5 protein-coding genes are annotated in these 12,326 nt (G+C 71.2%); all 5 read left to right on the top strand.

Translation table 11 applies throughout. The features are described from left to right. Nucleotides 1–233 precede the first annotated feature (233 nt). Genes ACZ7KX_RS03765 through drmB form a run of 5 tightly spaced genes read left to right on the top strand, consistent with a single transcriptional unit; the run spans nt 234 to nt 12,321 of the window. On the top strand, nt 234–461 hold the full coding sequence (locus ACZ7KX_RS03765) for a hypothetical protein (RefSeq protein ID WP_470325129.1): 228 nt from the start codon (nt 234–236) through the stop codon (nt 459–461). A 46-nt stretch (nt 462–507) separates the two neighbouring features. Further along, nucleotides 508–5,274: a DEAD/DEAH box helicase gene (locus tag ACZ7KX_RS03760; RefSeq protein WP_470325128.1), complete on the top strand. Its 4,767-nt coding sequence runs from the start codon at nt 508–510 to the stop codon at nt 5,272–5,274. Further along, a complete protein-coding gene (locus tag ACZ7KX_RS03755) occupies nt 5,271–7,187 on the top strand; it encodes a UvrD-helicase domain-containing protein (protein WP_470325127.1) in 1,917 nt (638 codons plus the stop codon). The genes ACZ7KX_RS03760 and ACZ7KX_RS03755 overlap by 4 nt, the downstream gene beginning before the upstream one ends. Beyond that, on the top strand, nt 7,184–10,459 hold the full coding sequence (locus ACZ7KX_RS03750) for a helicase-related protein (protein WP_470325126.1): 3,276 nt from the start codon (nt 7,184–7,186) through the stop codon (nt 10,457–10,459). The genes ACZ7KX_RS03755 and ACZ7KX_RS03750 overlap by 4 nt, the downstream gene beginning before the upstream one ends. Beyond that, nucleotides 10,456–12,321, top strand: a complete 1,866-nt coding sequence (drmB, locus tag ACZ7KX_RS03745) for a DrmB family protein (protein WP_470325125.1) — start codon at nt 10,456–10,458, stop codon at nt 12,319–12,321. Before ACZ7KX_RS03750 ends, drmB begins: the two co-directional genes overlap by 4 nt. The last annotated feature ends 5 nt before the right edge of the window (nt 12,322–12,326 follow it).

Here is a 12,326-nt window from a genome sequence, read left to right as displayed (position 1 = left end):
TATCCCCTGTTGCACGGACACCCGGAGGCGTGGTTGAGTATCCGTCAGCTTCGTCGGGCGGAAGCCGAGAGCATGTCAGGGCGTGTTCCATTCAGCCTTCTTTCCCGAGTCCTTGTGGCCTTCCCTCGGCTCATTCCGTCGCACCACCTCCGCACCATTCCATCGTGTACGTCCCCACGAAAGCGAAAGCGCAGGTCGTCTCGGTGTCCCCCCAGAACTCCCCGCTCCACCACATGCGTTCCATCGTCTCGACCTACGACCGGCTCGCAGACGACCCCCAAGCCCTGGGCCTCTTCCTGCACCTGCGCGACATCGACCACGGCATGGTCGCCTCCTACCGGAACGGCATCCGCGACGCCGAGGCCCGAACCCGCCGCCCGCATCCGACCCCGAGCGGCGACCGGCGCACCAAGCGCCGAACCTGCTGCACCGTCATGCAGACGTTGCACCGAAGCCGTTGACGACACCACCGTCCACCCTCCCTCCGCACTCGAAGTGGAATCATTCGTGGCCGATCCGCAGTCCCCGGTGATCCGCACCGTCGTCGAGCAGTCTCTCCGAGTCCTGGAGACCTACGCCATCGACCCGGGTCTGATCCCCGAACACGCCAACGGCGAACGCCGCATCACCCAGGGTGGATACGGCGACCGGCAGCTCTTCGAGCTCGTCCAGAACGCGGCCGACGAACTGCGTGGCGAGCCCGGTGGCCGGATCCACGTCCTCCTCACCGGCACCCACCTGTACTGCGCCAACCAGGGCGACCCGGTGACGCCCGGGGGCGCGGAGACCATTCTGCGCATGAGCACGTCCCGCAAGCGCGGCGGCCAGATCGGCCGGTTCGGCGTGGGGGTGAAGTCGGTCCTGGTGGTGACCGACGCACCCGAGTTCTTCAGCCGCGACGGCAGCTTCGGCTTCGACCGGGCCTGGTCGTACGAGCTGATCCGGAACGTCCCCGGCGTGCGCGAGCGGCTCGGCGAGGAGTTCGGGGCCCCCGTTCTCCGGATGGCCCGCGAGCTGGACATGGCGGCCGAGTGCCTTCGGGACCAGGTTCTGGACGAACTGCTGCACTGGGCCACCACCGTGGTCCGCCTGCCGCTGCTCCCCGGCGCCGCCGACCGACTCGGCAAGGACATGCACGGCCATCAGGGTTCGGCTGGTCACGACTCCCGCGAGGAGTTCCCGTCCGGATTCCATCTGTTCTCGCCGCACGTGGGCCAGGTGGTCCTGGAGGACCGCCGGCTCCGACCGGTCGCGCGCCGGGCTCTGCGGTCCGAGCGGACCGGAAGCCTGCACACGATCCAGGAGGAGCGGGTCGGAAGGCCTCCGGCCACGTCTCGATGGCGGGTCTTCACCCACACCCACGAGCCGACCGAGGCCGCCCGCCGCGACGCCGGCGAACTGCACGACCGGTTGTCCATCGACGTGGCCTGGGCTGTTCCGGCGTACCGCACCGACGAACGGACCGGCCTGCTCGGCGCCGCCGACGCCCGGGGGCGTGGTCGGTTCTGGTCCTTCTTCCCGACCAAGTACGAGATGACCCTCAGCGGCATCCTGAACGGGGCGTGGAAGACCAACGAGGACCGCCAGAATCTGCTGGACTCCTCGCCGTTCAACGTCGAGATGATTCGGGTCGCCGCCCGCCTGGTGGTCGATTCGCTGCCCGAACTCGCACCGACGGAGGATCCCGGTGCGTACCTGCCGCTGCTGCCCGGCCGTTCCAAGGGCGTGGAGACGATCAGTTGGGCCGACCGTCTGCTCACCGAGCAGATCTGGGCCGCCGCCGCGGTGCGCCCGTCGCTGCCCGACCAGGACGGCGTGCTGCGTTCTCCGGGCGAGTTGAACGTCCACCCGGATCTGGGCAAGGACAGCGCCGCGGTCAACCGCTGGTTGCGGACGTGGCATTCCCACCCCGGGCGCCCCCGCGACTGGGTGCACCCGTCGGTCGAGGCCACCGACCTGCGGTCGGGCAAGGTCCAGCACGTCCTGGTGGCGGCCGGACGGCGGCGGGCCTCGGTCGTCGAGTGGTTGGAGGCACTGGTCTCCGACGGCTCCGCGGAGGCCTCGGCTGCGGCCGTCCGGATCGTCGCCGACATGATCGCCTCGAACGCCTCCTGCGCCGGCGAGGCCCGCAGAGCCCGGATTGTGCTCACCGAGGAGCACGGCCTGGTCGCCCCGCTCGGCAGCGTGGTGTACCGGCGCACCGAGGAGGACGGTCTGCGGGAGTCGCTGGTCTACGTCGACCGCGCCCTGTCCGACGACCCGTCGCTCTCCTCCGCCCTCACCACTCTCGGCATCCAGGAAGCCGATGTCCGGGGCCGGTTCGTGAGCGTCCTCGACCAGGGCTTCGACGCTTACGGCACGCAGGAGTGGACCCGCTTCTGGGAGTTGTTCCACCGGGCGGGTGCCTCGGTCGTGGGCCACGAGGTGACCCAGCGGGTGCCGGCGCCGGCGGACACCCTGATGGTGCGGACCGCGGACGGCCGCTTCCGCCTCATGCGCGACTGCATGCTTCCCGGAGCCGTCGTCACCCCGGAGAGCGACCCCGAGATCGCGGTGGACATGCGCTTCCACGCCGACGACGCGGGCTTCTTCCGCGAGTCGGGCCTGCGGGACCGGCCGACCTCGGGTCACAGGCCGGAGTCGGAGCCCTGGTTCGACGAGTACCGCGAAGCTGTGCACAAGGCCTACTGCCGCACGCTCGACGACCAGGCGAGCCGGCCCTCCCTGGCCAGGACCAGGATCGAGGGCTCTCCCGTCGGTGGGCCGCTGCACCTCCTGCCCCGGCTCTCGGACGAGGCCCGGGCGGCCTTCCTCCGGGCGCTGCCCGAGGACGCGGTGATCACGAACTGGACCCTGCAGATCGGGGTCCAGGCCAACACCCGCCGTCCGGTGCTCTCTCCCGTCCGCTGGATGCTCACCCGGCACGGCCGGGTCGAGACCTCGCAGGGCCTCAAGCCCCTCAAGGAGGCCGTGGGGCCGCAGCTCGACGCGTACCGTGACGTGCTCCCGGTGGCGTCGATCGGTTCGGAGAAGGCCCGCAAGCTGGGGCTCCCGGACAGTGTCGAGAAGGTCCGCCCACAGCAGTGGGAGCAGCTGCTGGAGAAGCTGCAACAGAGCGAGGACGACGCGTTCGTCGGCTCCACCTACGCCCTGCTGACCCGGCTGGAGATCGATTTCCCCGAAGGCTCGCTGACCCGCTGTCGGATCGGCGACATCTGGGACACCCGGGAGGACGGCGAGATCGCCGTCGCCGCGGACCCGGAGGAGTACCGCTCGTTGCGCGCCGAACGGGTGCCCGCGTTGCTGATGCCCGACCGGGAGTCCGCCGACCTCATGGTCGAACGGTGGGGCATGCTGCGCCACGACGACGTCGTCAGTCGGGAGACCAGGCACGAGTCGACAGTGGAGCCGGTCCCGCTGGTCGAGGAGTTCCCCACGCTGCGCCAGAAGATGGGCAGCTCGGTCGGCACCTACTCGCTGCTGCGCTGCTCCACGCTGGAGGAGGTCGTCCGCACCCCGCACGGCGCGCGGGCGAAGCCCCTGGAGAGCGCCCGTCAGGGCAATGTGATCAAGGTCGTGGACTCGCTGGACCGGCTCGGCACGCTCCGCGCCGTGGACCGCGAGCTGGGCCTGCGGATGACCGAGGCCGACTGTCGGGCCGTCCTGGACGCCCAGGTTCGTCAGGAGCAGGACGAGAAGGTGCGGTCCGCACTGAAAGCGGTCCGGGAGGCCTCGGATGTGACGGCCAAGCTGGAGCTGCTGATCGGCGCGGAGGCCCTGCGCGACCGGCTCCCCGCGGGGCTGATGGACGCCGAACGCCACGAGCTGGACGGACAGGAGCCCACCGGTCGTCGGATCGCCCAGATGGCGCACAACGCGCACGGCGACACCGTGCTCAAGACCCATGCGCGCGACATCCAGGAGCGGTTCCCGAGCGCCCCGTCGTCCTTCACCGGAGGATCGGCGGCGGTCTCCTTCGTCGCCGAGCTCGGTCTGCCCGCGCCCTTCGCCGGCTACCGGGCGCCCACCCTCGAACAGAGCCTGACCGTGGAGGGCCCCCGGGACTTCCCCCGCCTCCACGAGTACCAGGAGCGGCTCGCCCTGAACATCTTCGAGATGCTGGACCGCTTCACCCCGCAGCGCGCCATGTTGTCGCTGCCGACCGGGGCCGGCAAGACGCGCGTCACCGCCGAGGCGGTCATCCGCTGGGTCAAGCAGACCGGCGCGCTGAAGGGGCCGATCCTGTGGATCGCGCAGACCGAGGAACTGTGCGAACAGGCCGTGCAGAGCTGGCAGTTCGTCTGGAGCAAGGCGGGTGCACAGGACCGGCTGACGATCAACCGGCTGTGGACCTCCAACGAGGCGGCGCCCGTCACCGACGGACCGCAGCTCGTCGTGGCCACCGACGCGAAGCTCCGGGTGTGTCTGGACACCGACCGCTACGCCTGGCTGCGGGAGGCCGCACTGGTCGTCGTGGACGAGGCGCACGTGGCGACAGGCCCGAGCTACACCGCAATCCTCGATCTGCTCGGCCTGACCCAGCACCGCACCGAGCGGCACCTGCTCGGCCTCACCGCCACCCCGTTCCGCGGCCACAACGAGGAGGAGACCCGCCGACTGGTCAACCGTTTCGGTGCGCGCCGCCTGGACGAGGGGGTCTTCCCCTCCGGCGACGCCTACGGTGATCTCCAGGAGCTGGGTGTGCTGGCCCGGGTCGAGCACCGGGAACTGACCGGCGGAACCATCGAGCTGTCCCGCCAGGAGCGGGAGAGCACCCAGCAGTTCAGCCTGTTGTCCAAGGCCGCAGAACAGCGGCTGGCCGACGACCACGACCGCAGCCGTCGCATCGTGGCGGAGATTGCGGCAATGGACGGGAGCTGGCCGGTACTCGTGTTCGCCACCTCGGTGGAACACGCGAAGTACCTGGCGGCCAGGCTGATGGACCAGGGCATCTCCGCTTCCTCGGTGGACTCCACCACCTCGGACAACGACCGCCGGGCCCGGATCCGGGAGTTCCGTGACGGCAGGGTGCGAGTGCTCACCAACTACGGCGTCCTCACCCAGGGCTTCGACGCCCCCGCCACCCGCGCGGTGGTTGTTGCCCGCCCCGTCTACAGCCCGAACGTGTACCAGCAGATGATCGGGCGCGGCCTGCGCGGCCCCCGCAACGGCGGCAAGGACACCTGCCTCATCCTCAATGTCCGCGACACCATCCGGAACTTCGACACCGCTCTCGCCTTCACGAAGTTCGAGCACCTGTGGAGCGCACGGTGACCGCCCCCCATGAGTTCGACCCCGGTCTCACCGGAGAGCAGCAGGCGGTCGTGGACCTGCCGTGGGACACCCGTCTCCTGGTCACCGCCGGGGCAGGCACGGGCAAGACGCACACTCTGGTGCGCCGCATGGACGCGCTCATCGGGCACACCGATCCGGACGAGGCGCTGGAGGCCTCCGAGCTGCTGGTCCTCAGCTTCTCCCGGGCTGCGGTCCGCGAGTTGCGGGACCGCATCGCCCGGCACGGTGAGCACACGCGACGGGTGCGGGTGCAGACCTTCGACTCCTGGGCGTACTCCCTGCTGCTGCAGGCGTATCCGGACCGCGAATGGTCGGCGCTCTCCTTCGACGAGCGGATCCGGGCGGCCACCGACGCGATCGAGAAGGGCGCACTGGAATCCCTGGAGTCCGGCCCGCCCACGCACGTGATCGTCGACGAGGTACAGGATCTGGTGGGTGCGCGCCGGGAAATGGTGGAGTCGCTGCTCGACCGTCTCCAGGACACCTGCGGGTTCACCCTGGTCGGTGACCCCGCCCAGGCGATCTACGACTTCCAGATCGAGGACCCGGAGGAGTTCGCCGATCGCGCCGACCTCTTCCTCCGTTGGGTGCGGATCTCCTGCGCCGACGACCTGGTGGAACTCCGGCTGACCCGGAACTTCCGGGCCGTCACTCCCGAGGCACGCACTGCACTCCCGCTCGGTCCCGCCGTCCAGGGCATCGGCAGCGCACCGGAAGGTGCGGACACCGCGGCCGAGCGCCTCCACGGTGAGTTGCGCGAGCTGCTGCTCGACGTTCCCGACCTGGGCCCGTTCACCGACTCGTTCACGCTGGACTCGCTGCGGTCCTTCCCCGGCACCTGCGCGATCCTGTGCCGCGACAACCGGCAGGCCCTGGTCGTCTCGGAACTGTTGCACGCCCAAGGGGTCCCGCACGCCCTGCGGCGCTCGCTCCGGGACCGGCCCGTGCCGTACTGGGTCGCCGAGGTGTTGCGTCGTACCCGGGCCGCCACGCTCACCGAGGAGCGACTGCGCGACCTGCTGTCCGGGTTGCCCCTGCCCGAGGGCACCGACCCGGACCGGGCCTGGCGGTCCCTGCGGGTCGCGGCGCGCGGCCCGGGTAGGGGCACGCTCGACGTCACACGGCTTCGGGGACTGGTGGCGGAACGGCGGTTCCCCGACGAACTGGCGGATCCGGAACGAGCCCGACTCGTCGTGTCCACGGTGCACCGCTCGAAGGGCCTGGAGTTCGACCGGGTGGTGCTGACGACCCCGCCGGCGATGGCCGAGATACGGCGTCGCACCGACGACCCGGACGTGCCCGGCGAGGCTCGTGCGCTCTACGTGGCGATGACCCGAGCCCGGGAGGACCTGTACCGGATCGCCGCACCGGACACGGCGACGGTGCTCAGGCACAAGCCGACCGGCCGCTGGTACCGGGGGGTCCCGAATCCGCGTCACAGGTGGCGGCGCGACGGTGTCGAGGTGCGCGCCGGGGACGTGGACGCCGTGGAGCCCGCCGACGCCCGGACGGACGCGCCCGGCGCCCAGACGTACCTGCTGGAACGGGTACGACCGGGGGACCCGGTGACGTTCCGGCTGCGCGACACCCTCGCCATGGGCCCTGAGCAGAGCCCCCCGTACGCCCTGCTGCACGAGGGGCGGGAGATCGGCGACGCCTCCGAGGCCTTCCGGAGCCAGCTGTACTCCGTTCTGAAGGTGGGCGCCGCCTGGGAGGTCCGGTGGCCCGAGGAGATCGTAGGACTGCGGGTCGACTGCCTGGAGTCGGTGGCGGGCAGCCCTGCCGCCGGGACCAACGCGGGCCTGGGCGACCACGGGGTGTGGATCGCCCCACGCATCAGCGGAATCGGACGGTTCCGGCGCGCGGCTGGAACCGAGGAGGAGCAGGAATGACCATCCACGCAGGGCGGCACGCCGGCCACTACGAGGTCCGGGAGGACCTGGTGGCCCGACTCCGCCGGGAGCTGCTGGGCCCCGACGTCGACGCCCCCGCCGAGGAGCGCGTCGAGGTCCTGGACCAGGACGCTCCGATCACCCGCTACCCCGTCGGCGTGCTCTACCCCCGACCCGCGGACGCCGAGGCCGGCGCCCGTCTCCTGGAGGACGCTGCCGAGCAGGACGGCCTGGACGAGGAACCCGTGACCAGGGCGGACAGCCTCGACGAGTCCGGGACGGCGGTCGACCGCCCCAACTCCGGCGACCGGCGTCCGTCGAGCGTCGGCCTCACCTTCGCGGTCGACCTCGCCGTGTGCCCGGAGATCGTGGTCTCGGCCCGCGCCGCCGTGTACGAGCCGGAGGACGCGGACGGCCGCAAGATCTCCGCCCGCCGCAGCGAGGCCCGCGCCACGTCCGACCAGCGGGAGCGTTGGCGTCGGGTGGAGCTGGACCTGCCGGACACTCGGGTCGACGCCCGTTACCCGGGCCGCGGGGCCTCGCGCGACCTGGTCCACGGCACAGCCCGGCTGGAGGTGCACGTCCGCCGACCGTCGCCGGAGACCGACACGGTTACCGTCACGGTCACCCTCGTCAACATCCAGAAGGTGGGCGAGCGTGAACTCCAGGACGCCTTCGCGCTCTTCCAGACAGGACTGACCGTGCGCGCCGCCAACGGGTCGAGTGCGTTCGTGGAACGCCCGACCGCGCTATCCGCCGTCGATCCCGAGCTGGAGAGCAGCCGACTGCTGCACCGGCATGCCCCCACCTTCGCCGCCGGCCACGGCTGCGCGGCGGTGTGGGACTGGACCCCGTCCCCGATCGGCGTCACCGAGGTGAGGCGGGCGGGCGGCGTGCCCGAGGTGCGCACCGAGTTCGTGCCCACGCACGAGGTGCTGCTCACCGACTCCAATCCGACGATCGACGCCGAGGCCCTCACCATGCTCGGCCTCGCCGAGGCCGCCGACGCCGAGGTGATCGCCTCCTTGGAGGGGCTGGCCACTGGCTACGAACGGTGGATCGAGCGGAAGCGGGACGAGGCCACCGCGCTCGCCGGCACCTCCTACGAGCAGGCCGCGGCCGGGCAGGTCCGCGCCTGCGAGGAGGCCCTGGCACGGATCCGGGAGGGCATCGCCCTGCTGCGCGACAAGCCCGACCTGATGCGTGCCTTCCGACTGGCCAACAGGGCGATGGCGACCCAGCGCGCCCGGGCCGCCTGGGTCAAGGACGGCCGGGTCGGCGAGCCCGACGAGGCCGCCGCCCGCTGGCGTCCGTTCCAGATCGCGTTCGTGCTGCTGTGCCTGGCCGGAGTGGACGGCCCGGAGCACTCCGACCGGGGCGTGTCCGACCTGCTGTGGTTCCCCACCGGCGGTGGCAAGACCGAGGCGTACCTGGGTCTGATCGCCCTGACCGTCTTCCTGCGTCGGATGCGACTCGGCGCGGCGGGCGGCGGGGTCACCGTCCTGATGCGGTACACCCTGCGCCTCCTCACCCTGCAGCAGTTCGAACGCGCCTCGATCCTGGTCTGCGCCATGGAGCGGATGCGCCGCGAGAACCCCGAGCAGCTGGGCCACGAGGAGATCTCCATCGGCATGTGGGTGGGCCGCTCCGCCACACCCAACACCCTGGACGTGGCTTCCCGGCAGCTCGACGTCGCGCGCTCCGGCCGGGTGCTCCAGACGGAGAACCCCGTCCAGCTGCACGCCTGCCCGTGGTGCGGGACCGCCCTCGATGCCCACCACTACGCGGTGGACGAGGAAGCCGACCGGATGGACGTGCGCTGCCCCGGGACGGGCTGCGCGTTCTCCGACGGGCTGCCCGTTCACCTCGTCGACCAGGCGGTGTACGCGGCCCGGCCGACCCTGGTGATCGCCACCGTCGACAAGTTCGCCTCGATGCCGTGGCGCGAGAGGACCGCCGCTCTCTTCAACCGGGACCGGCAGGACGACACCCCTCCGCCGGAGTTGATCGTCCAGGACGAGCTGCACCTGATCTCCGGACCGCTGGGCACCCTGACCGGCCTGTACGAGACGGCCGTCGACGTGCTGGCCGACCGCCCCAAGGTGATCGCCTCCACCGCCACCATCCGTCGAGCCGCGGACCAGGGCAGGGCCCTGTTCTCCCGCGAGGTCCGGCAGTTCCCGCCCGCCGGTCTGGACGCCCGCGACTCCTGGTTCGCCGTGGAGACCCCGGCGAGCGAGAAGGCGTCCCGCCGCTACGTGGGTCTGCTCGCCCCGGGCACCAGCCAGTCCACCCTGCTGATCCGCACCTACGCCACGCTGCTCCACCAGGCGATGCGGTCCGACACCACGGAGCGGGTGCGCGACGCGTACTGGACGCTGGTCGGCTACTTCAACAGCCTGCGGCTGCTGTCCGCCGCCGAACTCCAGGTCCACGACGACGTCGTGGCCTACCTGGACCACCTCGCCGAGCGCGACAAGTGCGAGCCACGCACGGTCGGCAACCACTCCGAGCTGACCAGCCGGGTCGATGCCAGCGACATCCCGGCCAGGCTCAAGCAGATCGAACGCCGCCTGACGGACGGTGACACGGCGGACGTGGTGGACGTGCTCCTCGCCACGAACATGATCGCCGTAGGCGTGGACGTGGACCGGCTCGGTCTGATGGCCGTCATGGGCCAGCCGCAGACCACCGCCGAGTACATCCAGGCCACCAGCCGAGTGGGCCGCGCCCACCCCGGATTGGTCGCGGTGATGCTCAACGCCGGCCGCTCCCGTGACCGTTCGCACTACGAGAACTTCCAGCACTTCCACTCCGCGCTCTACCGCGAGGTCGAGTCCACCTCGGTCACGCCGTTCTCCGCCCGCGCCCGTGACCGCGGCCTGCACGCGGTGATCGTCGCCCTGGCCCGCATTGCGATCCCCGCGGCCCGCAGGGACGAGGACGCGGGAAGGATCCACCTCTTCCGGGACGAGCTCCGGGAGACGATCCGCCCGCTGATCCTCGAACGGGTGGGGAACGTCTCCCCGCAGGAGACCTCCGCCAAGGAGGTGGCCCACGTCGCCGCAGCCTTCGACGAGTTCGTGGACTGGTGGTACGGCGAGGCCGAGAGGCACGGCGGTCTGTACTACGAACCCAAGCGCGGGCGCTCCGTCCCCTCGCTGCTCAAGCCCTACAACGACGCCCTGGAGGACGTCGAGGCGTGGGAGACGCTGTGGTCCCTGCGCGACGTCGACGCCGAGTCCGCCCTGTTCATGGAGGCATCCCGATGACCCCGCCCCCGTCCCGCCGCCGGCGCGGCACCGCCGGTTCCGCCGTACCGGCCCGCACGCTGCCCCGCCGCGGCGCGGTCCGTCGAGCCCAGGCCGTCACCACCTACGGCGTGGGGTCCCTGATCGCCGTCGACCAGGAGTCCTTCATCGTCGCGGGCATCGACGGTGCTGCGGATCAGTGGCCGCGCGACGAGGCCCCGGTGATCCGCGAGCCCCGTCTCGCCCGCGTCCTGGGCGTGCGGCACTTCCGCCTCCCGCCCGCCTCCGGTGACGACAGTCGGGACGGCATCCGGGTGCGCCGCTTCCCGCTGTGGCACCACTGCCCCGAATGCCACGCGCTGGACCACGTGGCGACGTTCAACCCTCCGCCCGGACGCAACGAGTGCGGCGAGTGCGCCGAGCCCCTGGTGCCCTCCCGCTTCGTGGTCGCCTGCGAGGACGGCCACATCTCCGACTTCCCGTACCGGGACTGGCTGCACCGACGGCGGCGAGGCGAGGGTGCGGCCGCCGCCTGTGCCGGCCGGATGAGCTTTCGGTCGACGGGCCGCTCCTCCTCGCTCCGCTCGGTGGTGCTCTCCTGTTCCTGCGGGGTGCCCGAGGTCTCCATGGAGGGCTCCTTCCGCGCGGGCGCCCTGAAGGAGCTGAACATCGGCTGCCGGGGCGAGCGGCCGTGGTTGAAGGACGCCCCAAGGGATAGCTGCCCCCTGACGCCCCGTACCCTCCAGCGCGGCTCCTCCTCCGTCTGGCAGCCGGTGCTCCGCTCCGCCCTGTCCATCCCGCCATGGAGCGACACTCGGGTGAACGCCCTGGACAGGCACTGGGACAAGCTCCGCGGCTGCACCAGCCTCGTCGAGATGGAGATCCACCTGAAGCACATCTTCGACGGGGTTCCCTCCCCGGTGAGCGCTCAGGAGGCCTTGGACCTGGTCGCCGCGATGGAGGCCGAGGACCCGTCCGGAGAGGACGCTCCGGACCGCGACCAGGAGCGGCGCTACCGGGCCCTGCGTGACCTGGAGTACCAGCGCCTGTGCGCCGGGAACCCGGAGGAGTCCGGGCGGCACACCGAGCAGTTCGTCTGCGAGCCGCCGATCGGCGACGAGAAGCCTCTGGTCGGACTGGGCCTCGTCCCCCCGATGCTGGTCAAGAAACTCCGTGAGGTCCGCGCCCTCAAGGCCTTCACCCGGGTCATCGATCCCGAGACCTCCTCCGAGGGCCACGAGGCTCGCCTGTCCCTCACTCCCACTGACTGGCTTCCCGCCATGGAGGTCCACGGGGAGGGGGTGTTCCTCCGGTTCGACGAGGCGAGGGTCGACACCTGGGCCGAACTGCCCGCCGTCGTGGCCCGCGTGGCCCGCATGCGGCACCGCCACCAGCAGGTTCTCACCGCGCGGGCCTCCGATCCGGCTCGGGTCCCGATCTCCCCCGCCGACCCGCGTATGGCCCTGCTGCACACCTTCGCGCACGTGATGATCAACGAGTGGAGTCTGGACTCCGGCTACCCCGCCGCATCGCTGCGCGAACGGATCTACTCAGGCGACGAGATGGCCGGGGTGCTGATCTACACGGCGACCAGCGACTCGGCCGGAAGCCTCGGCGGCTTGGTCGCCCAGGGCGAGATCGACCGGCTCGCCCAGGCCGTGCACTCGGCCGTCCACCGTGCCGAGTGGTGCTCCGCCGACCCGCTGTGCATCGAGACCGAGATCTCCGGCGCGGGTGGCACCAACCTGGCCGCCTGCCACGCCTGCGTGATGCTGCCGGAGACCAGCTGCGAGCACAACAACGGCCTGCTCGACCGGGCCCTGCTGGTCGGCACCCCTGAAGACCCCTCGATCGGCTTCCTCTCACACCTGCTCGCACACTGAGCACC

The sequence above is a fragment of the Kitasatospora sp. NPDC038210 genome (assembly GCF_055600605.1).
The sequence above is the reverse complement of the archived record's forward strand: the minus strand, read 5'-3'. Positions and strand labels throughout refer to the sequence as shown.